The organism is Bacillus sp. TCT6, assembly GCF_056033845.1.
The window spans coordinates 120544-144283 of the sequence record NZ_JBVYHX010000001.1 but is presented as its reverse complement, the minus strand read 5'-3'; the positions used below and the strand labels follow the sequence as shown (position 1 = coordinate 144283).

Sequence of the window (23740 nt, the reverse complement as noted above, 5' to 3'; positions counted from 1 at the left end):
CCTTTCTTCTTTACTCCATGTTTCCTAAAGTAGCTGCCATAACCGCTTTAATTGTATGCATTCTATTTTCAGCTTGATCAAATACTTTTGAATGTTTACTGCGGAATACTTCGTCAGTTACCTCCATTTCTTTCAACCCATATTTCTCGTAAACTTCTTCGCCATACATCGTTTCAACATCATGAAATGCAGGTAAACAATGTAAGAAAATCACGTTTTCATTCCCTGTTTCTTTAATCATTTTCATATTTACTTGATAAGGTCTCAATAACTCGACACGTTCAGCAAATTTTTCTTCTTCCCCCATAGACACCCATACATCTGTATAAATTACATCTGCATTCGCAACAGCTTCTTCCACATTACTTGTTATCATTACCTGTTCATTATATTTTTTTGCTAAATCAATTACTTCTTGTGCAGGCCATAAAGATTCTGGTGTGCAAATACGTACATCCATTCCAACGATTGCTCCACCAACTAGTAAGCTATTAGCAACATTATTTCGTCCATCTCCAACGTAAACGAGCTTCACATTTTTCAACTTCCCTACATGTTCTCTAATTGTTAATAAATCTGCTAGTGTTTGTGTTGGATGCCACATGTCTGTTAATCCATTCCAAACTGGCACACCAGAATTTTGTGCTAAAGATTCTACAGTCTCATGATTAAATCCACGAAACTCAATTCCGTCAAACATACGCCCTAACACTTTTGCTGTATCCTCTACGGATTCTTTTTTCCCAAGCTGAATATCACCTTTCCCTAAATATTCAGGATTCGCCCCTAAATCTGTACATGCTACTGTAAATGCACAGCGCGTACGAGTGGAGGTTTTTTCAAATAAGAGCGCTACATTCTTATCTTCTAAATAATGATGCGGGATACCATTTTTCTTTTTCTCTTTTAATTCTGCTGCCAAATCTAGAAAATATAACAATTCTTCTTGTGTAAAATCTTTTTCTGCTAGAAAGCTTCTTCCTTTTAAATTTGGTCTAGTCATTAACATACTTCATCCCTACTTTCTCCGTTATTTATACTAAATATCTTTACGAACAATTGGCATACTCATGCAACGTGGACCCCCACGACCACGAGATAATTCCGAACTTAGCACTTCAATTACTTCTATACCGTGCTCCCGTAATAACGTATTGGATACATAGTTGCGATCATATGTAACAACTACACCTGGTGCGATTGCTAATGTGTTCGAGCCATCATTCCATTGTTCACGAGCAGAAGCAATTACATCTCCTCCTCCACATGGAATAAGAACTAATTCACTTAAGCCTAATACCTCTTTTAATGCTTCCATTAAAGAAGTACGATGTGTAATTTTAAGAGTTTCCTCATCTGATCCTTTTTCTAAAATATAAATATTCATATTCCCTTTTGGCCCTTGAATGGCTGGATGAATTGTAAACTTGTCATAATCAACCATTGTAAATACTGTATCTAAATGCATAAATGCTCGGCATTTTGGAATTTCTATTGCTAACACTTTCTTAATTTTATTTTGTCGGCTAAAGAGATTTTTAGCTAAACGTTCAATTGCTTTAGCTGAAGTACGAGCAGACACTCCAATCGCAATTGTTTCTTCATTTAAAATTAGCTCGTCGCCACCTTCAATTGGAAATTTATAATCACGATCTAACCAGATTGGTACATTATGTTTTGCAAATCTTGGGTGATATTTAATGATGTACTCCATGAATAATGATTCACGTCTACGCGCTGGTTCTCTCATCTTATTTATCGTTAAGCCATCGCCCACGCTAGCTGCTGGATCACGAGTAAAATATAAATTAGGCATTGGATCTAAGTAAAACGGATAATGATCTTCCATTAATTCATATAAATGTGTCTTCTTACTTGTTTCAATTTCGTTTTTCCGTACACCGCCCATAATTTTTTGAATTAATTCTTCATTTGAAAAGGAAAGTAAATATTCTTTTAAAGTTTGATGTGCAACATTTACGTCAGCCTGTCCTTCTTTTAAAATACGATCAACAAATTCTTCTCGAAGTTTTTTATCTACTAACGCCTCAGCGGCTAGTTTTTCTAAATAAAGAACTTCAACACCCCGATTGCGTAACGTTTGTGCAAAATAATCATGCTCTTTTTGAATAATTGGTAAGTATGGAATATCATCAAATAATAATTGCTGCAAATAATCTGGCGTCAAGTTTTCCACTTCTTTACCCGGTCGTTTTAATAAAACCGTTTGTAATTCCCCAATTTCTGAAGTAACATGTATCGGATGTTTCATTTGTTGTACCTCCTTTTAAATATGTTTGATGTCTTACAAGTACATAATAAATGCTCTGCACTTTCATCTTTGTGAAAGCATCCACATTATCATTGTGAAATATTAAACAAGTTATTTTTTTAAAATCATACGAATTTGTATTTTTATAACAAACTCTCTCGCTTTTTCAATAAAAAACACATATATTACGCATATATGTTGAATATTCAACTTCCGTATTTAAACAAAAATCCTGTTTTTAATTTTATTAAAAACAGGATTTTTACATCTAAATAATTAAATTTAATCTTTCTTCTATAATCTCCCTATCTGATTTCGACTGTGAAATTATAAGGCATGTATCATTTCCACATATACATCCTATTTTTTCTTTCCAATCTAACTCATCAAATAAAACACCAATAACATGTGCATTACCAGGTAATGTTTTAATAACCATTAATTGATCTACACAATCAATTTTCACAACAACTTCTCGTAATTTTTTCTTTAACTTTATATCAGTTTGTAAATGCTCTTCTGAGAAAACTTTATATATCATTAATCCTTCTTGAGAAGGTACCTTCGTTAAGTTTAACTCACGAATATCGCGAGAAACCGTAGCTTGTGTTACTAATACATCTTTTTTTGCTAACAATTCTACTAATCTTTCTTGCTTATCTATTTCATACTCCTTTACAAATTGTTTAATTAACCGTTGTCTTTTTTCTTTTTTCATAAAAGACACCCCTTTTAATATTATAGCTCGCTATAATTTTCATCCGAAAGGGAGAGAAAAGAATGTTGCGGAAACGTTCATAGTTTAACTGTAAATATTAAATCAAACTAAATAAAAAAGAGAAGAACAGCATTCTGTTCTTCCTTTTACATTGAAAATCGTTCAATTGTTTGTTTCAAATCAGTTGCTTGCTTCTCTAAATCTTTTAATAATTGATCGATTACTATCATATTTTTAGACTGTTGTAGCGTCACACGCGCCACTTCTTGCGAACCAGCTGACGTTTCTTCAGCAATTGCTGCTACAGCTTTTGTTTGTGCTCCTATTTGATGAATGTGGCTCACTTGTTCATTCATATAACTACTAATTTGCTGAGTTGCATCGGCTACTTCCATAACACTTGATGACATTTCTTTTAAAATTAATTCCGTAGCTTCCCCACGTTTCGCCTCTTCTTTAGCTATTTTCACTTGTTCTGTCATTTTCATTGCAACTTGTTGTACTTCATCTTGCATATTCCGTAATAACTGAGATATGTTTCTTGCAGAATGATCACTTTCATCAGCAAGTTTACGTACTTCTTCCGCAACAACCGCAAAACCTCTTCCATGCTCTCCTGCGCGAGCTGCCTCAATAGAAGCATTTAGTGCTAATAAATTCGTTTGGCTAGCAATCGCACTCACAACAGACACAATATGTTCTACTTGTTTCATTCGTTCTTCTAACTTCTGTACATTTTGCATTGAATTTTCATTTTCTTTTGCCAATGTTTGAATACCTTGAATTAAAGACGTAAAGACACGAGTACTATGCCCTAAAGCTTGAACCATTTCTGAAGACAACGTATCAGACTGCTTCGCTTTTTCTTCTACTTCACTTGCAATAGACGTCGTTGTATCAACAGCAGAAACAATTGCTTGAATTGATGCCGCTGATTGCTCAGCGCCTGAAGAAATCTCTGCAAGTGTCTCAGATACACCTTGCGCTTGTCTCGTTGCTTCGCCTGTTTGTTTTCTAATCTGCTGTACTTGATTATTTGTATACGAAAATGTTGTATCAATATTTTTTACCATGCCCCTTAAGTTTCCTAACATCATATTAAATGCAACACTTAAAGATTTAATTTCATCATCTGTCTTCGGTAATGGAACATCTTCACGAATATCACCCTCAGCTGCTTTTCTTGCCGCTTCCTCTAACTTGCGAAGTGGTTTAATTAAAAATACGGCTGCTCCATATGCTAAAATTCCAGACCATACTACCCCTAATAACATAACGATAATATTATATAGAGTTTGACTTACATAACTTTGAAAATAATCGTATATCACGTAAATAAAAAATATACTTGTTGAATATGTAATAAAAGCTAAAACTGTAGTGAATAGCATAAGTTGTGTACGTAATCCAAAAGAAAATGTTTTTCTTTCTTTTTCCATCTTTCCTTTCCCCCTTTTTATAAGCAATATAAATACTACCTATATATTATTATCCATATTTTCATTATAGAAGGATATAGAGATTTTAAAAATATTATTTCTTTGAATATCAAATTGCACGAAAAAAATAAAGGATTCTGACAATTTATGACTAATAACAGAAATAAGGGGCAACATTTGTAAAATATATTTTTAACTGGGGGTTTTGTATGATTCAAGTTCGAAATCTAGTAAAATCATTCGGTTCACTTGATGTGTTAAAAGGAATTGATTTAGAAGTAAAAGAAAAAGAAGTTGTTGTTTTAATTGGTGCCAGTGGTTCTGGTAAAAGTACATTACTTCGCTGTCTTAACTTTTTAGAAATGTACGATGAAGGTGAAATCCACTTACAAAGTGAGCGAATTGATCCAAAGCATTCAAATTTAAATAAAGTCCGTGAAAATGTCGGTATGGTTTTTCAGCACTTTAACCTCTTTCCTCATATGACCTCACTAGAAAACATCATAGAAGCACCTATTCACGTAAAAAAATTAGAGAAAGCAAATGCAAAGGATATTGGAAATCAACTTCTCCAAAAAGTCGGCCTTCAAGATAAAGCGGATGTAACTCCTCATCTTCTTTCAGGTGGTCAAAAACAGCGCATTGCCATTGCACGAGCTCTTGCAATGAGCCCTAAGATTATGCTATTTGATGAGCCTACCTCAGCTTTAGACCCTGAACTTGTTGGAGAAGTATTGCAAGTTATGAAAGAACTTGCTGAAGAAGGGATGACAATGGTTATTGTTACTCATGAAATGAATTTCGCAAAAGATGTAGCTGATCGCGTCATCTTTATGGACGATGGAAAGATTGTAGAAGATGCTCCGCCAGCACAATTCTTTTCAGCTCCATCACATGAACGAGCGAAACAATTTTTACGCAACGTTTTATAATGTAACTTCTGTTTCAAACGAAAAGGAATACATTCATACGGTGCACAACTAATCATCCAAATAAAATATTTCAATAACATACTAAAAAACCATCCGTATGATCAATATATAGGAGGGGTTTTATGAAAAGAAAACTATTAACCATTGTTGCGAGCATTACACTATGTACATCCTTCATACTAGGAGCTTGTAGCAAAGAAAGTTCTACTACTTCATCAAATGGTGAAAAAGAATTTCGCTATGCGATGAGTGGATTATACAAACCTTTTAACTATAAAGAAAATGACGGCAAACTTGTCGGTTTTGATGTAGAAATCGGTGAAGCTCTTGCTAAAAAGATGAACATGAAGGCTACGCCAGTTACAAACCCATGGGAAACGCTAATTCAAGGTCTTCAAGCGAAGAAATATGATGTAATACTGGGTAGTATGGCAATTACAGAGGAGCGCTTAAAAGCTGTTAGTTTCTCAAATCCGTACTATCGCTCTGGCGCCCAAATTTTTGTAGCTAAAAAGAATACCGCTATCTCTTCTCCAGAAGATTTAAAAGGTAAGAAAATTGGTGTTGTAAAAGCTAGTACCTTTAAAAATCTTGTTGCAAAATATACAGATCAAATCACAGAATATGACAGTGATATTACTGCTCTTATGGATTTAGAGCCTGGGCGTGTTGACGCAGTAATTACGGATCAAATGGTTGGTCTACGTATGATAAAAGAAGGAAAATCGAATATAAAAGAAGCCGGAAAACCATTAAATCTTGATGAAATGGGAATTGCTATTCGCAAAGATAATAAAGAAATGGTTGAGAAAGTAAATAAAGCGTTAGATGAAATCATTAAAGATGGTACGTATGATAAGATCAGTAAAAAATGGTTCGGACGTAATATTCTTGGTGAAGAGGAAAAAACGAAGTAAGTAAGTTAGCCATTCAAAAGATTCATAAACAGTGCCCCACTGATTAAGTGTTCATTTTATGTGGGGCATTTCATTCTCTACTAAAATCTATACAATATGAGGTGAAACGCATGTTTGAAATTTTTATCTCTTCCTATCCCACACTCTTAAAAGCTACTATTGTCACATTACAATTAACATTAACTTCCCTAGTACTCGGTTCATTAATTGGATTATTATTCGCTTTCTTTCGAATCTCTAACAATAAAGTTTTAAATAGTATCGCTCATGTCTACATTGCTATTATTCGTGGTACACCTTTAATTGTTCAAATTGCCATTCTCTATTTTGGAATTACATCTGTTGTTGTTTTCACCCCTTTTTGGGCAGGAGCAATCGCTTTAGCAATTCATAACGGTGCATATATTACGGAAATTTTCCGTGGATCTATTCAATCCGTTGACCGAGGACAATTAGAAGCAGCTCGCTCTTTAGGCATGCCTTATCCTTTAGCTATGCGACGAATTATATTACCACAAGCATTTCGTCTGTCTCTTCCTCCTCTAGGAAACCAATTTATTATCGGATTAAAAGATTCTTCACTTGTTGCTTATGTAGGAATGTCCGAATTATGGGGATCGGGTTTATCAATTGCAGCAGGTAACTTCCAACAATTAGATACTTACATAATCGTTGGTGCATACTATCTCGTACTTGTTCTTCTATTTACTTATTTTGTTAATCTTTTAGAAAAACGATTACAACGAAAAGAAACTAACTCCTTCCAAGTCAATAAAAAGAACAAAAAGGAAGTTTCTTTATAAGAAAAAGCAAGCCTGAGATGGCTTGCTTTTTCACTGCAAAAATATATTAATTTTTACTGATTTATTTTTTTAATACTCTCTTTTTCTTCTATATGTTCCTCACGATATGAAATATTATGAGGGTCTAAGCCATTTCCTAAAGAACCGTAGAAATGCTCTCTATGCGGATCAACTAATTCACTTCCGTGATAATACACACGTGGTGTATTCCAAAGTGCTGCCAATGCTTTTGTCATCGGCATTTCGTGATAACGTTCCGGCCACATTTCTTTAATCTTCTCTTTTACTAACGGATAGTATTTAGAGCTCATAGCAGGGAACAGATGATGTTCTGTATGATATGAGAAATTGAAATGTAAAACGTCTACCCAGCGCGGCACTGTTACTGATAAGCAGTTTGCTAACGGATCATTTACTGGAACAATTGGATTTAAGCGGTGATTTGTTGCGATATATGCCATTACAATAAAGTTAGCAATTAACAACGGAATGACATATGCAAATAACCATTTTCCAGGTCCCATAATAAACAATAAACTAATCCAAACTGTCCAAGGCAAAAGAAGTTGAAGCCATACAGATTTTTGATTGGATGACTTGAACTCTTTTATAAAATGAAAGAACATTCGAGTCGAATGCAATGTAAATTGAATTGTTAGTGACAGAAAACTAAAGAATGAACGTACATGTAGAGGCATACGATATACCCAACTCAAAAACTTACTCTTCTTAAGTTTCTCAAGTGTCGGCCATGCATCCGGATCATTCTCTTCATGCTGTGTATGAACATGATGCGTTGCATTATGCCACTTTCTCCAAAGCTTTGGCCCTGTTGATAATGGCATAAATGCAATCGCTCCTAAGAAGTCACGAAGCCATGCCTTTCTTACAACAGTTCCATGTAAAATTTCATGCCCTAAAAATCCTAGTGAAGCAAAACATAATCCAAGAACAATCGCAATTCCTAGATTCGCCCACACATTCAATTCAAATACACCAATCGATATTAACCCCGCCAATGCCACAAGCAAATAAGCCAGTCCACCAAATAAACGAGTAGGCACTGGTTTAAATGCTTTTTTCGGCAAATGTGGTGATACACGTGCTGCATACCACCCAAATGTATGAAGCTCCTTCATCCTTTTGCCCCTTTCTTATGCCGCGCCTTGCGCAACTTACATATATCAATTCTTGCTTCCAGATTGATTTTACTAAATGATCCAAAAAGCATGTATTATAAGGAAAATATACTCACTCTATCGTCACTTATTTTTCGCTTTTATTATCAATGAAAAACATTTCTCTTTTTACTCTCTATCAACCTTTCCACATGATGAATCATAACAATAGAATTTCTATATTGTCAACACCTTTTATGACCTAGTAATAAAAGGTGGTTATGTTTTTATAATCATACTTTATTTCACTAAAAAAAATGTATAGATTCCATAAGGTTTTATCCACTATATATAGACATTTTCTTAAACGCCATAGACCCTATCTCATTCAATAAATCTCTATGTAATCAACAAACAGAATCACTTGAATTTAGTTTTATATAAATCCTACTTCTTCATAATGCCCCACCTAATTAATTATATTAAAATAATTTATAACCTCTTTTAATAAAAATAGACTTCTTCTAAAACAACACACATGAATTTCATATAATATGGAAATATTAAAAGGAAAATTGTTCTAAAATCAGGAGGTTTCAGCAATGAAAAGTGATACATTTCCACAACTGCCGCTATCTTATTGGATTGAATCTACTCAGTTTCCTACTTTCCCTCGTTTATCCGAAAATATAAAAACGAAAGTTGCTATTATCGGTGCAGGTATTACAGGTATTACTACTGCCTATTTACTTGCAAAAGAAGGCATCGATGTTGTTTTAATTGATTCTGGTCGTATTTTAAACGGAACGACTGGGCATACAACAGCGAAAGTAACAGCACAACATGATCTTATTTATGATGAATTAATAAATCATTTCGGTGTAGAAAAGGCCCGGCTTTACTATGAATCAAATAATCAGGCTCTACAATTCATAAATAAAACTGTTCAAACATATAAAATCGACTGTAATTTCTCAAATGAAGATTCATATTTATATACAACTACTGATAACGGATTAAGAAATTTATCGAAAGAATATGAAGCTTATCAAAAATTAAATATACCTTGTGACTATGTTCAATCTCTATCGATTCCTATTCCAGTACAATCTGCGCTTGTAATGAAAAATCAAGCACAATTCCATCCCCTTCTTTATTTAAAAACACTTTTAGAAAAGTTTGTGGAGATGGGCGGAAAGGTCTACGAACAAACAACAGCTATGGATGTGGAAAAGGGAGATTATCCACAAATAATTACAAAAGAGGGCGATCATATCACTTGTGAATATGTCGTCTCTTGTTCACATTTTCCTTTTTATGATGCGAATAGCTTTTTCTTTACGCGAATGTACGCAGAACGCTCCTACGCTCTTGCAATAAAAGCAAAAACGGAATATCCAGGTGGCATGTATTTAAGTATTGATGATCCAAAGCGCTCCTTACGCTATATAACAAACAATGGAGAAAAATTAATTTTGATTGGCGGAGAGAGTCATAAAACAGGTCAAGGAATAAATACGATGCTTCATTATGAAGCACTCTATTCTTTTGCTGAAGCAACTTTTGGAATAGACGAGGTTCCTTATAGATGGTCAGCACAAGATTTAATCACTCTAGATAAGCTTCCTTATATCGGACATATTAACGAAAGAAATCCAAATATATTTGTTGCAACTGGATATCGCAAATGGGGAATGACAACTGGAACTGCTGCCGCTCAGCTACTGAAGGACTCCATCCTAAAAGTCCACAGTCCCTATAAAGAACTGTATGCACCATCACGCTTCCATGCAAATCCAGATATAAAAACGTTCCTCTCCCAGAACATTGATGTTGCGAAACATTTAATTGAAGGAAAGATCGAAACCGCATTACGTAAGCCAGAAGATCTCGAAGTTGGTGAAGGATCTGTCGTACATGTTAACGGTAAACGAGCAGGTGCTTATAAGGACAAAGAAGGAAAATTACATATCGTCGATACAACTTGTACACATCTCGGCTGTGAAGTTGAATGGAATAATGGTGATTGTACCTGGGATTGTCCTTGCCATGGTTCTCGTTTTTCAATTGAAGGAGACGTTCTTGAAGGTCCAGCAGATCAACCGTTAAAACGAGTTGATAATGAGTGAACAAATAAAGAAGTTCAACATAATTACTGTTGAACTTCTTTATTTGTTATAAAACCTTTTCAGATAAATTTCAACACAGGGAGGAAAATATTAACATTAAATGAAATAATATATTCATCTACAAATTAAAAAGGGGGGGAATATTATGCAACCTTCAGCTCCACCTCATCTAGAATCTACAGAAACTATCTTTTCAAGCTCTATTACAAAACTTGTTGTTTTTATTTGTTGGCTAGCCATTTTAGCTGATGGATATGATTTAGGTATTTACGGTGCCGTTCTACCAAAGCTCCTAGAAGACAAAAGCTGGGCGCTATCACCATCGCACGCTGGCACAATTGCAAGCTATGCTTTATTTGGGATGTTTATTGGGGCTATTCTAGTTGGAACGATTACAGATCTAATTGGACGTAAATGGACGCTTATATGCTGTTTAGCACTTTTTTCTATCACAATGGGTTTAGCGGCTATCGCTCCTTCTCCTGAGTTATTTGGATTATCTCGATTTATAGGAGGAATCGGATTAGGCGGTGTTATCCCAACAGCTTCAGCACTTACTGTTGAATATTCACCCAAAAAAAGGCAATCTTTTATTTATGCTCTTATGTTTACTGGCTATCCTTTAGGTATCGTGTTAGGTGCTATTTTGTCTATATTTATGTTAGAAGATTTCGGATGGAGAATTATGTTTGGTATCGGAATGATTCCACTACTCCTCATTCCTTTCATTATTCGCTATTTACCTGAGTCCATTCAATTTTTATTATCACGTAATCGCCAAGAAGAAGTGAACCAAATTCTTAATCGTTTTCCAATTGAATTTCATGTGAAAAATAAAACTCATCAAGCTCCATCTACTATACAAAAGAAAAATGGATTTACTACGTTATTCTCAAAAGAATACATAAAAGCAACGCTACTTTTTTGGATCACTTATATAATGGGAATGTTTTTAATATACGGTTTAAACACTTGGTTACCACAGATGATGCGCCAGGCAGGATATCCTCTTGGGTCTAGTCTGTCATTTCTACTTATGCTAAATATTACCGCAGCTATCGGCGCATTATTCGCTGGAGCAATTGCTGATCGTATAGGAGCAAAAATTGTTATTAGCATCTCTTATCTTATGGCAGCTATATGTATCGGACTATTAACAATCAAACCATCTGTTACAATCATTTATCTTTTAATTGGCCTTGCTGGTATTGGATCAGTCGGTATTACTCAAATATTAAATGCATATGTAACACAATACTTCCCATCACATATCCGAGCTACCTCCTTAGGCTGGGGACTGGGGCTTGGCCGAGTTGGTGCAATTGCTGGCCCAATTCTTGTCGGTATTATTATGACAATGCAATATGACTTAGCATGGAATTTTTACTTATTCTCCTTTGCAGGTCTTATCGCAGCTATATCTGTTTTCTTCATTCCTACAAAATAAAAAGGGCACAAACTTACTTGTGCTCTTTTTCATATGCTTCAAACAACATATCTCGAAACAATGTATTTAAACTCTCAATATCGATTCCTGATCCCTTTTCAATTCCTTTTACATATTCCTGATAGTAATGAATTTGTTCTTCTAAAAATTGATTTAGCACCTTAATTTTCAATCCAACATCTAATTCAGTACCTGCTTTTTTCTTTATTAACAACTTTTCAATTTCATCTAATACACTACGTTCTAATGATAATTCTGTAATCAATCGGTCAAATTCTACAGGAGGTAAAGTCGTTTTCTCTTCTAGCCACTTACAAGCTAAAATGGGACGTAATACATAAAAGTACTTTTTCAGCTTTACATTCTCACCTTGCAAAAATTCACGATAATTTTTCGACGCCATATGTAAATAATGATATATCGTTGCTTTTGGATCAAAATTCTTCTCACTCATCTGTTGAAGTAGTTCTGGAAAATTAGAGTTTTTCGAATAAAAAATTGGTGATCGAATCCACTCAAGTAAAGCAGGATTCGACTTCGCGAATAGTTGCAATGCCTTTTTAATATCCCAACCACTTATATCTAAATCATCGCTAATTGGATATTCAATTACATCTCGTTTATCATGAATTGATAAATACCATTCTACTGGATGTATATAAATAAACCTAACATCATAATCGCTATCTTTCGATGGAAACCCCCAAGCACGACTCCCTGATTCCACCGCAAATAAAATTTTCACATCATTCTCTTTTTCAATTCTTTCTAACTCCAACTCGATTTTCTCTCTCATTTCATAACAACTCCATTTTTTGATTATTTCCTTGGAAATTCGACAATACACTATTAATTTTACTACATACTAAAAAAACTGTCAGAAATTACTGACAGCCTAATGAAACGTCTATTGTTGCTTTTCAATTACAGTAGCAGCAATTCGTTCAAACTCTTTTTGAATCTCCTCTTTATATGCATCTACTATTGAAAAATCCATAGCAGCAATATAAATTCGTTCTAATTTATCACGAACCGATTTTGCTTTCGCTAAGAAAGACATCGCCTCATTCATTTTTGCTTTATATTGAATGGAGACATCACGAATTTCCTTCGCATATTTCTCATCCGTCCCTGGCGTAACAATAAGGGCATACATATCAATAATTTCATCACCCTCGCGACTTGGAAAATATTCATGTGGTGCGGTGCTATCAAAAATTGCAAATCCTAATTCTCTTACGATAACCATATCAAGACTATTCGGGTCAAATCCGCAATGATATACTTCAACTTCAAACCCTTTTTCCTCAGCTGCCTTAGCTAACTTTTTGAGCATCGTTGATTTTCCAGAGCCTGGGCGCCCTTTTATAAAATAACGATGTGGTAACCCTTCTGTTAAATTAGGAACAAAATCAACTGCTCCTTTCGGTGTAGCAGCTCCTAAAAAACGATGTTTTACAAGCGATTGTCTCCCGCTTTTATCTGCAAATAATTTCTGGATTAGCTGATTGGTTAGTTCATTTGCTTTATTAAAATCTATATTATCAATATATATCTTCTCCCACTCATCATGTATAACCAATGCCTCTTTAAAACGTGCGTAAGCAGACTGAAAAGCTTTGCTTGCTTCTGAAACAAATCTTTCAATTTCTAACTTCTGCTTTCTTAGTTTATCTGAGTCCCAAGCAATTCCTAAATTTATATACTCTTCAACAACTCCTGGCATTTTTGGCTCAATAACATGCGGCGATGTCCCATCAACAATTCCTACTTTTAATTTTGGGATAATTACACCATCAACCGATTTATTATCAGAAGAACAATGTAACAATTCAATATCATATCCTTTTTCAATCCATTCACGACCTATTGCCTTTATTAAAGAAGATTTTCCCGTTCCTGGGCCACCCTTTAAGATAAATAATCTGTCTAATCCTTTTAAATTCTCTTCGTATAAATTGTGAAATCCCCTAGCTGTATTACCACCAGCATAATAATTTAATACATTTCCTGTCACTGCACTCACTCCTTCGCAGCATTCTATTTACATAACCTACAATATGCGAGCAGCTTTATTTGGGTGAATACCTATTTTGTATTGCACGAAAAAAGGAAATGAATTACAATTTAACTATCGGAAAATTACGATTTCAAAATTAAATACTTCTTTATCAAGAGAGGCAGAGGGACCGGCCCTTTGAAGCCCAGCAACCTCAGTTTATACAAACTGAATAGGTGCTAATTCCTGCAAAATGCATTGCATTTTGGAAGATAAAACTCAACTAGCATGTAAAGCTCATCTTTCTTGATACTGAAGGATGAGCTTTTTATTATTTGAAAAATATATATTGGAGGTATGTAAAATGAAAGTAATTGATTTATCGCAAACATTTGAAAATAATATGTCTCAATTTCCTGGAACACCTAAAATACAACTAGAAGCTGTTACAAGTGTTGAAGAATCAGGCTATCAAGTTACAGATTTTCATTCTGTCGTTCATGTTGGCACGCATTGTGATGCTCCTGCGCATTTTATTTCAGGCGCAACGACCATCGATCAATTACCGCTGGATCAATTTGTAGGTGAAGCTGTTCTTATAGATGTAACACATATTCAAGAGCGAAAATTACCTAAGGCAGTATTGCATAATACTGACATAAAAGAAGGTGATATTGTTATTTTTCATTCTAATCTATCCACCAAATGGAATACAGAAGCTTATGAGAAAGAAGCATTTTATCTTTCTGAAGAATTAGCTGAAGAATTAGTTCAATTAAAAGTAAAATCTATCGGTTTAGATTTCATTTCTCCTGATGAAGTCACAACAGAAACATCACCGATTCATCACATATTACTAGGGAATAATATTTACTTAATTGAAAACTTAACAAATCTAGATGCTATCGAAACAAAACGTTTCTTTTTCTCAGCCGCACCTTTAAAAATTAAAAATAGTGACGGTGCTTTCGCAAGAGCATTTGCTGTTATATTTTAAACACAACCTATAAAGTGAACCTTTAATCAGTGGGGGTTTTGTTCATCCCACACCTAACTTCTTTGCTTCCGCTGAATTTTGAGGTGGGGGTCTTACTGCCCGGCAAATAGCGGGATTAAAAAAAGCAAAGGCCACTACTGGTCTTTGCTTCTATATTTTCTATTTAAATTAAGAAAGAATTGTTCCACACGGGGACGCACCCAAGCTAAACAATCTATCTCTTTCTTCTTTGTGCAAGCTATCTCTTCTCCATCTACCATTTCAACAAGTTCTAGTTCTAACAGTTGCCTCGTGAATGCTAACATATTCACTTCTTCAGATGGATACTCTTCTTTTAATTTCTCCTCAATTTCTCCCAATAAAAAACCGTCACGCATCATTGCCAATGCATCAATCCAAAGTGGCGGCATTTCATATTTTTCTCCTGTAATTGTATCTTTTACAATATAATTCTTTTGCTCTTTTCGAAATTGAATCGTGTGTAAACATACAGTCGAATTTAATGTTAATTCCATCATACCACCTCTTTCATAATATCTGCATAGAAAAAAGGATGCGCGTGCACCCCTTCTTATCTTTTCATAACACTACTGAACCGTTACATGAGTAATCAATCTCATGTCGATATTTTCCTCCATTATAAACGAAGTATTTTATAAAAAAAACCCTTCTTGAAACATTTTATAAAATGTTTATATTTACACAACAAGAACACTTTTCTGAAAAATCTTTTCTCCCAATACATTAAACGGTCGGCAGAAAAATTTCTACTTTCGTTCCTACTCCTAGACTACTTTGGATCGTGATACTCCCTTGATGTTCCTTAATAATTTTATATGTAATCATTAATCCAAGTCCTGTACCAGTCTCCTTTGTTGTGTAAAATGCCTTGCCGATTTTTTCCAACTTTTCATTCTCTATACCAAATCCTTGGTCTTCAACAGAAATACACAAATGTCCTTGCGTTTTTTGATATGCACGGATATGAATTTCTCCGCCCTCTGGCATTGATTCTATTCCATTTTTAATGATATTTAATAACACTTGTTTTAATTGCTTATCATCACCGTTTATAGCCGGTAAATTCCCATCTACTTGTAAATGACATTTAACTCTATATTGCATTGCATAACTTTCCATTAGATGCACAACATATAGAAGGATGTCTCGTATATTACACCTTTCATAATTTGTTGGCTTTGGTTTTCCTAACAACATCAATTCACTAACAAATCCATTAACCCTTTCAATTTCTTGTAACATAATGTCGTAGCTCATCGTATCAGCTGGATTTCTTTCTTTTTGCATTTGCGTAAACCCTTTTAACGCTGTTAACGGATTTCGAATTTCATGGGCAATTGTTGTAGACATAGTTCCAATCACAGCTAAATTTTCCGTCTCTTTCATATTGTTCATCATTTCAACCACTGTTCTTACATAAGATTGAAATCGTTTTAATAAAGAATGTGAAATAATGAAATAGAATACACATAAAACAAGTGGAATTACCACTTTTAAATCTTGTAATAGCAATGTGAAAAATACGTACTTTCCAATTACACTAAAGGAAACTAAATAAAAGTATTTTCTATTCACGAAAACTGGGGCAAATAAAATTAATAACATTTCTACCATACTACCATGTTCAAAAGGTCTATCCGTTCGCAAATAAATCATTAAATTATTAACAAGATTGATAAACATGTACCCAAATAAAAATAAATATTTTACAGAATATACATACCCTCTTTTTTGAAGGTATATAGAAATAGGAAATATTGCTATTACAAATATAGGCACACCTATCCCAAGACTACCTTCTGGCCAACCTACCGCTGTTCCACTAATATTCATAGCAGGATACACAAAATAATATATAGCGTCATATAAAAAGAATATAATATAGAATAATAATATAAATACCTTTAAGGCTCTTCTTTCTTCATAAATCAAGCTCTTGTATTTGTTCATATAAAAACTCCCCTTGATCGATACAAAAAACTTTCATTGTTATCTCCTTAAAGTATAAGTATGAAATTGCTTTCAGGGCAATATTTAACCTTATAATACTAAAAGGAAGGAGATCTCTCCTTCCTTTTGGTAACAAATTACACCCATCTTACCCTGTCATGTAACAATCCATCAGTAAAATTATTATGCCCCATTACAAAATCCTTCATATATAAATTTAAATACTCACCGTACTTACTTTCTGTATTTAATAACAACTCCTCGACGTAATAAGCACCTTGTTCAAATCGATCTAAAAGTAAACTGGACAAGCCCGCATAAATCCCGCACCCTACCTGAAAATACGTTGCATTCGTTTTATATTTACGAAAAACTTGGCTACTATTCATCACATTATACATATATGTCTCACTATTTTCATAAACGAGTAACACACCGACCAAGTCCTCTCCAGCAACCTCTTCTTCCGCTGGATTAAACACTTTACGATTCCAGTTCCATAAATCTTCTACTTGGTCTAAATTCTGTCTAATTATATTTGTTGTATACTCATTAATTCGGTAAAGAAAACCAACTTCCATATTAAAGTTTTTCCCTAAAATTAATACTTCCTCATGTGGCATTAAACAACCATAGAATTCTTTTTCTCCCAACTTCACTTTATACTCTGAAGCATATACATCTTCATAAAAGTAAAGAGGACGATGTTGACTCATATACATCGGATAACTCCAGATTGCTTCATCTAAAAATCGCTCTACTGCCCATGAAGCATAAAGTGTATGTGGCTTTATAAGCGCTGTATCATTCAAAAACGACGTGTCATGTTCTACAATATAACATGCTCTTGGCCTTTCATTTGGTCGTTCCTTCATAAGTTCAACAACCATCCATTGAACAACACCTGGATTCATACCTGAACCTATAATCGCTTTTGTATTTGTAAATTTCTCTTTCTCCTTCTCAAACCTTGTATATCTTTCCGTAAGCTGAAAGCCGATTAAGCTATCGTCCTGATCTACGGCCTCATTTTCCAAGGCTGAATTAATATAACAAATTCCTAGTTCATTACAGCAGCTTAATACTCTAATTGTATCTGCTCCTGAAACATCAATCACAACACTCGTTCTTTTTTCTTTTAAATGTTGTTTAAATTCCACTACATTTTGAAGGTTTATTTCATATAAATATAAGCGACCTTTCAAATTCGAAAACAACTCATCATAATAAGTCCTATCTTTTTGTTTTATATCCACCAAATGAAATTTGGCATTCTTTAATACTTCATAAATTGGATCTTTTTCATTTGCTATCGCTTGATTTAAAATTGCTAAAACTGCTTTTGCTGCTCCACCAGCACTACCAAGCAATGTAATTGATAACGAATTCGGAAACTGCTCCACAAACAAAACCCCTTTAATAAATTAGTTGAGCAGCTCCTCCTCAAAAAATAAATTGAATACATAAAAAGATAGCTCGTACATATTTCTTTATAAAGTAGTGCAAAATTATTTTTAAAAAGATCACACTATAATATATTTATATTCAATTCATTTTTCCCCTCATATCCAAATTAAACTAAATAAATAGGCTCGACCTTTTCTTCTGCATATAAAAGAAAAAGCCAGCCCTTCCAACTAATCTACGGACAATGGACGGATTTTACATGTTGAATATTCACATACATTTTTGCATCACGTGCTTTTGATATTTCAATATGACCTTCATCAATTTTCGCCATTTTTCCAATTTTATTGGACTCCTCACCTAAATCGAACACCATAATTTTCCCTGTCATTTTAATAAGCTGTTCTTCAAACGTTCTAGCTAACGTAATATTTAACGGATTTACGGGGAGTTCATTTTTATTGAGGGCATACGGTACTTGGTTTTCTTTATACGGAATTAACCATTTTAAATGCTTTAAAGATATATATACCGTTTTATAAACCGGACTATAAAAAACAATATAATCGTTCATCACACTTGTAACATAACCATGTATTGGAGCATTTCCTGCTACATAAACTTCTGTAAAAATACCTTTAGAAGTACTTAATACTTTTCTCAAAGAAATTGAAGGGGATTCCCTCTTAATTACAGAATCAACATCTGGTTTTGATATTTCTTCGTCATATGGTCTTAAAAATTTATAGTATTGTACATGATATAAAGATATATATACGTAATCTTGTCCATTGTAAAGAACAACGATATCATTTCCTACATCAATTAATACACCTTTAAATCTTTTTTCACCGATTAATTTAACATATATATTTTCTCCAATACTTTTATTCAACTCATTCATCTATATCCTCCTTCCTATGAATATCAGCTTTCCTATCTTCTGTTTCAAAAAAAATAATCAGGGCAATGTTTTGTCTTAATAGTAAGTAATTCCTTTTCATACTATCGAAATAAGAAATTGTTCTTCTCTTTCCCTCATAATGCCCCTCTTATTTATTAAACATTATTCATCTTCATTCTTTTTACATTTCACTACTTGACTCACACTCTTAATATGATAATTAATGATATAAATGACTTCATCGCAGTTTACTAGTGTAATACATTCTTCATGCACTTCACTTAATAATCCTTCCACACATTCTGGACCGCCACGATTAATCTTTACCCACTTATACTTCAAGTCACGTAATACATCGACAAAAGTATCATCATCAGAGCAGAAACATGAAACATAGGAATCGCCACATTTACTTTCTTTCACTTTCTTAGCTAGACTCTTCACATGTTTCAATTGGTAATATACTAATTCACCAAGAGGAAGTTGTAATGTAAGGTAATCTCTCCCTAACGATACAAGTACCCCCACTCGACTCTCTGGTCCACGAAGATTTACTTTTACAGTCTCACCGACTAAGCATTTAATTTGCTCACAGCATAATATACTTTCCAAATTTGTATCCTCCTTTCTTATTATCTTCCTCTACTTGACTGTCTTTGTGCGCGAGCTCGACCTGAATTATCGCTACTACTTTCCTTACTATTACTATCTTCGCTCTCATCGCTCTCTCCGCATGCTAATGCATTATAGTTAACACTTTTAATATGCTTTATTGCAATTAATATAACTTCTTCTTTTACAATTAATGTAACGAAGTCACAAGAAACATCTTGTAAAATGCCTTCCACTTTCTCTGGACCACCGCGATTAATTTTCACCCAGCAATATTTGAAGCTTAGAAGTAGTGCTTCAAAGTCGTCTGCACATTCGCAATCTTCCCAATCACAATCACTTGATCCACAGTCTTTTGCATTTTTCGTAATACTTTTCAGATGGCTAAGTTGATAGTAATAAAGCTCACCTTTTTCATTCTTCAATACGAAGTAGTCCGGACATACTGATATTATTGTTCCTTTTTGAGATTCTGGACCACCCCTGTTTACTCTCACAAAAGATCCAATTAAGTCTTTCAGAAAATCACAATGAAATAAACTCACGAGAAAACCCCTTCCATTAATTTATAAGCTTTTGCACTGATAGTATATGTATCTGTACAGGTTACGTTCTCTATGTTTGTCCTAGCTAGAAAAAAATATGCTTTTAACATGGTAGACTACTACCTATCAAAAATATAAGAAATTCTGCGTGCCCATTAGGATTTTGATACATTTAAACAAAAAATCCCGTATGAAGATACATTTCTGCATATCTTCATACGGGATTTCCCAAAGTTTAGTCTTCGTCTTTAACATCCATATCTTCTGGAATTGGTTCATTTAATATTTCTTCCACTAACTGCTTATATTTCTCCATTTGTTCTAAATGTGTATTGAATTGTTCTTTATTTACTAAATATTGCTCTCCATCGAATAGCGCACGAATTTTCTTTTGCTGAATTAACTCTTCAATATACGATTTCGGTAAATTCAAATACTCCGCAGTCTCTTCTACTGTTATATACAATGCGTTCATTCCTTTATTATTTTTTCATCTATACTGTATCTTACTTTACTTTATTTTTGTAAACAAATAAAAAAGATTTTGTAAATGCAGTTCAAAAAGCAGGTAGATGCATTCCATATATTGTATAGTATTATATAGTAAGAATTTTTTAAATATAGAATGGTATTACCCATTTACACAAAGGAGAGTTAACATATGGCTACTCGTCACATCATTACAATGTTAGAAAAAACACTACAAGTTGAAACAGAAAACACAATTTCTCATTTGAATGTATCTTTATCTGATCGTTTTCTTTCTCAAAGCACAGCAATACATGAAAACAATTGTTATCATACAATTGGTGAATGGTACAAAAATCATTTCTTATTCCAACAAGATGATTTCCTTTGGGCTAAATATGCTTTCTATGACGCATATTGTGAAGCCATCAAAAAACAAGGCCATCTTACAAAACGCGTCCGTCAAATATTAGAATCATTGGCTCGAAAACATGGAAAACAATATATTGCTTCTATACTAAATATGCCATTTCCTAATGAACGCGCTAAAGGGACAGCGTAATTTAGCCATGTTCTGCGTAAGCAAAACATAGCTAAATTGTTTTCTAGGATGCTTTACCAATAAAATGTTCATATCATATGAACTGATGAAACCGGTGTCATTATAATGATTGAAAATATAGTAAACAGGAAAACCCCCACGTACATCTCTCATCCATTTGAATAGAGAAGTATGTGGGGGGGTATACTTGTTCCTTATTATTTCATCATCTGTTTAATCAGTTCTCGATTTCTCTTCTTAAATACTTCATTATGAGAAGAAACCATTCCGTACTCACTTGCATCTGGTTGGATAAATTGCTTTGCTTTATTCACAGCATTTCCAGCATCTTGGAATGCACCTGCAATTAAGTGTAGTTTCCCTTCGTGCTTTAAAATATCTCCAGCAGCATATAATCCATCTACTGAAGACTCACTATTTGCATTACCTGCAATATAATAATTATCTATAATCGCAACGTCTAACTCACTATTTTCTAATAATGTAATGTCACGTTCATATCCATGATTAATAATAACTTCATCAATAGGTAAATGAGAAACCTCACCTGTTTCATGATTTGTCAATTCTACATATTCGATCGCTTCATGATTATCACCAGCAATGAGTTTTGTAATCGATGTATTAAAGAAACACTCCGCCGAGCTGTTCAGCAGTTGTTTTACTTGTGCTTCATGACCAGATAATTCTTCTTTTCTATATGTTACATACACTTTTTTCGCAATTGGTTCTAATTCATTTGCCCAATCAACCGCAGAATTTCCTCCGCCGGAAATAATGACCGTCTTACCTTTGAAACGCTTTAAAGATTTCACTGTATAATTTAAATTAGATACTTCAAATCGCTCAGCACCTTCAATTGATAACTTTTGAGGTTTCAATATACCACTTCCAGTTGCGACGATAACTGTTTTTGAAAAATGTTCTTCGCCATTGCTTGCTTTTAACGTAAAAGTGCCATCTTCGTTACGAATAATCGATTCTACTTTTGTATTTAATACCACTTCTGGCTTAAATGTTAGCCCTTGCTGTACAAGTTGTTCAATTAATTTATCACCTGTAACTGGCAGCAGCCCTCCTACATCCCAAATCATCTTCTCTGGATAAACATGTATTTTTCCACCTAACTGTGGTTGAAATTCTATTATTTTCGTTTTCATCTCTCTGAGTCCACTATAAAAAGCTGAATAAAGCCCTGCAGGTCCTCCGCCTATCACAGTTACATCAAACAATTCTTCTTGATTCATTCGTGTCACTCCTCAGCTACTAGTCATTGATTATCATTCTCAATAAAATATAACCTGTTTCCGCAAAATTTACAATCAAAATTACTATTGACAATACACCTATATAAAATTATATTATTTAAAGAATCAATAGTGATAATCATTATCAATTTGTTAATAATTAGCAAATTGAGATTACATCTTCTTTCATTAATATGGTTAATACTATATTATAAAATCTCATATTCAAGATTTTCAATAAATTATTTTGCATTACCACTACTCTTTCAAAAAGATTACAGTTAAACAAATTATTGTATACACATATCATCTATGTTAAAGGAGAAAGACGATGAAAAAGTTATTTATTTCACTAACAGTTCTTTTCGTTCTTGTTATGAGTGCTTGTAGCAATGGCTCTACAGACAAAAAGAACGATGCAAAAGGTAGTAAATCAGAAACAATTACATACCAATCTGAAAATGGTAAAGTAGAAGTTCCTGCAAATCCAAAACGCGTTGTTGTATTATCATCATTCGCTGGTAACGTAATGTCATTAGATGTAAATCTTGTTGGGGTAGATTCATGGTCTAAACAAAACCCACGTTTTGATAGCAAACTTAAAGATGTTGCTGAAGTATCAGATGAAAATGTTGAAAAAATCGCTGAACTAAATCCAGATTTAATCATTGGTTTATCAAATATTAAAAATGTCGATAAGTTAAAGAAAATCGCTCCTACTGTAACATACACTTACGGAAAAGTTGATTACTTAACACAGCATTTAGAAATTGGTAAGTTATTAAACAAAGAAAAAGAAGCAAAAACTTGGGTTGATGACTTCAAGAAACGTGCACAAGAAGCTGGTAAAGAAATTAAAGCAAAAATCGGTGAAGATGCAACAGTTTCTGTTGTAGAAAACTTCAACAAACAGCTTTATGTATACGGCGAGAACTGGGGCCGCGGAACAGAAATCCTGTACCAAGAAATGAAATTAAAAATGCCTGAAAAAGTAAAAGAAAAAGCATTAAAAGAAGGTTACTACGCATTATCTACTGAGGTATTACCGGAATTTGCTGGTGATTACTTAATCGTAAGTAAAAATAAAGAGACTGATAACTCATTCCAAGAGACAGAATCATATAAAAACATCCCAGCAGTAAAAAATAATCGCGTATATGAAGCAAACATGATGGAATTCTATTTCAATGATCCACTTACATTAGATTTCCAACTAGACTTCTTCAAGAAGAACTTTCTTGGTAAATAATACA

22 protein-coding genes, 2 pseudogenes and 1 riboswitch are annotated in these 23740 nt (G+C 33.8%); of the genes and pseudogenes, 8 read left to right on the top strand and 16 right to left on the bottom strand.

The genetic code is table 11. From position 1 onward, the window contains the following. Positions 1 to 10 precede the first annotated feature (10 nt). From argF to AC0ONG_RS00620, 5 genes and pseudogenes are all read right to left on the bottom strand, one after another. Positions 11 to 1009: an ornithine carbamoyltransferase gene (gene argF, locus AC0ONG_RS00640; RefSeq protein ID WP_000930283.1), complete on the bottom strand. Its 999-nt coding sequence runs from the start codon at positions 1007 to 1009 to the stop codon at positions 11 to 13. A gap of 30 nt (positions 1010 to 1039) precedes the next feature. Then, positions 1040 to 2272, bottom strand: a complete 1233-nt coding sequence (gene arcA, locus AC0ONG_RS00635) for an arginine deiminase (protein WP_000682331.1) — start codon at positions 2270 to 2272, stop codon at positions 1040 to 1042. 268 nt (positions 2273 to 2540) lie between these two features. Further along, the gene (gene argR / locus AC0ONG_RS00630; protein ID WP_000711826.1) at positions 2541 to 2990 is read right to left on the bottom strand and encodes an arginine repressor; all 450 of its coding nucleotides are present in this window, start codon (positions 2988 to 2990) and stop codon (positions 2541 to 2543) included. A 146-nt stretch (positions 2991 to 3136) separates the two neighbouring features. Continuing rightward, positions 3137 to 3709 (bottom strand): annotated as a pseudogene (locus tag AC0ONG_RS00625) (methyl-accepting chemotaxis protein); the annotation flags it as partial. 369 nt (positions 3710 to 4078) lie between these two features. Then, positions 4079 to 4264, bottom strand: a pseudogene (locus tag AC0ONG_RS00620) (HAMP domain-containing protein); the annotation flags it as partial. A 374-nt stretch (positions 4265 to 4638) separates the two neighbouring features. Between AC0ONG_RS00620 and AC0ONG_RS00615 the strand changes: the two are divergent. From AC0ONG_RS00615 to AC0ONG_RS00605, 3 genes are all read left to right on the top strand, one after another. Continuing rightward, positions 4639 to 5361 (top strand): amino acid ABC transporter ATP-binding protein, encoded by a 723-nt coding sequence (locus tag AC0ONG_RS00615; RefSeq protein WP_016078581.1) that lies wholly within the window; start codon positions 4639 to 4641, stop codon positions 5359 to 5361. A gap of 122 nt (positions 5362 to 5483) precedes the next feature. Beyond that, positions 5484 to 6278, top strand: a complete 795-nt coding sequence (locus AC0ONG_RS00610) for an ABC transporter substrate-binding protein (RefSeq protein WP_000823756.1) — start codon at positions 5484 to 5486, stop codon at positions 6276 to 6278. Positions 6279 to 6325: 47 nt separating this feature from the next. Then, positions 6326 to 7081, top strand: coding sequence for an amino acid ABC transporter permease (locus AC0ONG_RS00605; RefSeq protein WP_003255986.1), 756 nt, complete (start codon positions 6326 to 6328; stop codon positions 7079 to 7081). A gap of 53 nt (positions 7082 to 7134) precedes the next feature. On the opposite strand, the gene desB is transcribed toward AC0ONG_RS00605, so the two are convergent. Beyond that, positions 7135 to 8220: a Delta(10) desaturase DesB gene (desB, locus tag AC0ONG_RS00600; protein WP_000661220.1), complete on the bottom strand. Its 1086-nt coding sequence runs from the start codon at positions 8218 to 8220 to the stop codon at positions 7135 to 7137. Positions 8221 to 8801: 581 nt separating this feature from the next. Here desB and AC0ONG_RS00595 point away from each other — a divergent pair. Then, complete coding sequence (locus AC0ONG_RS00595; protein ID WP_322217701.1) at positions 8802 to 10328, top strand: FAD-dependent oxidoreductase; 1527 nt, start codon at positions 8802 to 8804, stop codon at positions 10326 to 10328. Positions 10329 to 10473: 145 nt separating this feature from the next. Then, entirely contained in the window at positions 10474 to 11775 is a 1302-nt protein-coding gene (locus AC0ONG_RS00590) for an MFS transporter (RefSeq protein WP_001183099.1), read from the top strand. Positions 11776 to 11788: 13 nt separating this feature from the next. Here the strand turns inward: AC0ONG_RS00590 and AC0ONG_RS00585 are convergent, their stop codons facing one another. Both AC0ONG_RS00585 and AC0ONG_RS00580 read right to left on the bottom strand, forming a co-directional pair. Then, the gene (locus tag AC0ONG_RS00585) at positions 11789 to 12571 is read right to left on the bottom strand and encodes a nucleotidyltransferase domain-containing protein (RefSeq protein WP_001208229.1); all 783 of its coding nucleotides are present in this window, start codon (positions 12569 to 12571) and stop codon (positions 11789 to 11791) included. 111 nt (positions 12572 to 12682) lie between these two features. After that, on the bottom strand, positions 12683 to 13792 hold the full coding sequence (locus AC0ONG_RS00580; protein WP_000147466.1) for a PRK06851 family protein: 1110 nt from the start codon (positions 13790 to 13792) through the stop codon (positions 12683 to 12685). A gap of 148 nt (positions 13793 to 13940) precedes the next feature. Further along, positions 13941 to 14053, top strand: a riboswitch (SAM riboswitch). An 85-nt stretch (positions 14054 to 14138) separates the two neighbouring features. On the opposite strand from AC0ONG_RS00580, the gene AC0ONG_RS00575 reads away from it, so the two are divergent. Next, positions 14139 to 14771: a cyclase family protein gene (locus tag AC0ONG_RS00575; protein ID WP_000862976.1), complete on the top strand. Its 633-nt coding sequence runs from the start codon at positions 14139 to 14141 to the stop codon at positions 14769 to 14771. A 134-nt stretch (positions 14772 to 14905) separates the two neighbouring features. Here AC0ONG_RS00575 and AC0ONG_RS00570 read toward each other — a convergent pair whose 3' ends face one another. From AC0ONG_RS00570 to AC0ONG_RS00540, 7 genes are all read right to left on the bottom strand, one after another. Further along, positions 14906 to 15286, bottom strand: a complete 381-nt coding sequence (locus AC0ONG_RS00570) for a hypothetical protein (RefSeq protein ID WP_000424116.1) — start codon at positions 15284 to 15286, stop codon at positions 14906 to 14908. Positions 15287 to 15515: 229 nt separating this feature from the next. Beyond that, positions 15516 to 16742 (bottom strand): ATP-binding protein, encoded by a 1227-nt coding sequence (locus AC0ONG_RS00565; protein WP_001046097.1) that lies wholly within the window; start codon positions 16740 to 16742, stop codon positions 15516 to 15518. A gap of 137 nt (positions 16743 to 16879) precedes the next feature. Next, the gene (locus AC0ONG_RS00560; protein WP_000434727.1) at positions 16880 to 18145 is read right to left on the bottom strand and encodes a hypothetical protein; all 1266 of its coding nucleotides are present in this window, start codon (positions 18143 to 18145) and stop codon (positions 16880 to 16882) included. A 239-nt stretch (positions 18146 to 18384) separates the two neighbouring features. Continuing rightward, positions 18385 to 19053, bottom strand: coding sequence for an LSm family protein (locus AC0ONG_RS00555; RefSeq protein WP_001004281.1), 669 nt, complete (start codon positions 19051 to 19053; stop codon positions 18385 to 18387). 162 nt (positions 19054 to 19215) lie between these two features. After that, complete coding sequence (locus AC0ONG_RS00550; protein WP_000443833.1) at positions 19216 to 19665, bottom strand: hypothetical protein; 450 nt, start codon at positions 19663 to 19665, stop codon at positions 19216 to 19218. Positions 19666 to 19685: 20 nt separating this feature from the next. Then, on the bottom strand, positions 19686 to 20210 hold the full coding sequence (locus AC0ONG_RS00545) for a hypothetical protein (protein WP_000051518.1): 525 nt from the start codon (positions 20208 to 20210) through the stop codon (positions 19686 to 19688). A 235-nt stretch (positions 20211 to 20445) separates the two neighbouring features. Next, the gene (locus tag AC0ONG_RS00540) at positions 20446 to 20685 is read right to left on the bottom strand and encodes a helix-turn-helix domain-containing protein (protein ID WP_001998970.1); all 240 of its coding nucleotides are present in this window, start codon (positions 20683 to 20685) and stop codon (positions 20446 to 20448) included. Between the two features lie 186 nt (positions 20686 to 20871). On the opposite strand from AC0ONG_RS00540, the gene AC0ONG_RS00535 reads away from it, so the two are divergent. Continuing rightward, entirely contained in the window at positions 20872 to 21240 is a 369-nt protein-coding gene (locus tag AC0ONG_RS00535; RefSeq protein ID WP_000235474.1) for a hypothetical protein, read from the top strand. A gap of 197 nt (positions 21241 to 21437) precedes the next feature. On the opposite strand, the gene AC0ONG_RS00530 is transcribed toward AC0ONG_RS00535, so the two are convergent. Further along, the gene (locus tag AC0ONG_RS00530; RefSeq protein WP_001070938.1) at positions 21438 to 22487 is read right to left on the bottom strand and encodes an NAD(P)/FAD-dependent oxidoreductase; all 1050 of its coding nucleotides are present in this window, start codon (positions 22485 to 22487) and stop codon (positions 21438 to 21440) included. A 331-nt stretch (positions 22488 to 22818) separates the two neighbouring features. Here AC0ONG_RS00530 and AC0ONG_RS00525 point away from each other — a divergent pair, with 331 nt between their 5' ends. Further along, entirely contained in the window at positions 22819 to 23736 is a 918-nt protein-coding gene (locus tag AC0ONG_RS00525; RefSeq protein ID WP_000732570.1) for an iron-hydroxamate ABC transporter substrate-binding protein, read from the top strand. Positions 23737 to 23740: the final 4 nt, after the last annotated feature.

Bases quoted from the DNA above. Each gene is read 5' to 3' on its own strand.
- AC0ONG_RS00615 (WP_016078581.1), top strand. From the start codon at position 4,639: ATGATTCAAGTTCGAAATCTAGTAAAATCATTCGGTTCACTTGATGTG.
- desB (WP_000661220.1), bottom strand. From the start codon at position 8,220: ATGAAGGAGCTTCATACATTTGGGTGGTATGCAGCACGTGTATCACCA.
- arcA (WP_000682331.1), bottom strand. From the start codon at position 2,272: ATGAAACATCCGATACATGTTACTTCAGAAATTGGGGAATTACAAACG.
- argR (WP_000711826.1), bottom strand. From the start codon at position 2,990: ATGAAAAAAGAAAAAAGACAACGGTTAATTAAACAATTTGTAAAGGAG.
- AC0ONG_RS00610 (WP_000823756.1), top strand. From the start codon at position 5,484: ATGAAAAGAAAACTATTAACCATTGTTGCGAGCATTACACTATGTACA.
- AC0ONG_RS00595 (WP_322217701.1), top strand. From the start codon at position 8,802: ATGAAAAGTGATACATTTCCACAACTGCCGCTATCTTATTGGATTGAA.
- argF (WP_000930283.1), bottom strand. From the start codon at position 1,009: ATGTTAATGACTAGACCAAATTTAAAAGGAAGAAGCTTTCTAGCAGAA.
- AC0ONG_RS00540 (WP_001998970.1), bottom strand. From the start codon at position 20,685: ATGAACGCATTGTATATAACAGTAGAAGAGACTGCGGAGTATTTGAAT.
- AC0ONG_RS00575 (WP_000862976.1), top strand. From the start codon at position 14,139: ATGAAAGTAATTGATTTATCGCAAACATTTGAAAATAATATGTCTCAA.
- AC0ONG_RS00590 (WP_001183099.1), top strand. From the start codon at position 10,474: ATGCAACCTTCAGCTCCACCTCATCTAGAATCTACAGAAACTATCTTT.
- AC0ONG_RS00525 (WP_000732570.1), top strand. From the start codon at position 22,819: ATGAAAAAGTTATTTATTTCACTAACAGTTCTTTTCGTTCTTGTTATG.
- AC0ONG_RS00585 (WP_001208229.1), bottom strand. From the start codon at position 12,571: ATGAGAGAGAAAATCGAGTTGGAGTTAGAAAGAATTGAAAAAGAGAAT.
- AC0ONG_RS00565 (WP_001046097.1), bottom strand. From the start codon at position 16,742: ATGAACAAATACAAGAGCTTGATTTATGAAGAAAGAAGAGCCTTAAAG.
- AC0ONG_RS00535 (WP_000235474.1), top strand. From the start codon at position 20,872: ATGGCTACTCGTCACATCATTACAATGTTAGAAAAAACACTACAAGTT.
- AC0ONG_RS00530 (WP_001070938.1), bottom strand. From the start codon at position 22,487: ATGAATCAAGAAGAATTGTTTGATGTAACTGTGATAGGCGGAGGACCT.
- AC0ONG_RS00555 (WP_001004281.1), bottom strand. From the start codon at position 19,053: ATGAATGAGTTGAATAAAAGTATTGGAGAAAATATATATGTTAAATTA.
- AC0ONG_RS00570 (WP_000424116.1), bottom strand. From the start codon at position 15,286: ATGGAATTAACATTAAATTCGACTGTATGTTTACACACGATTCAATTT.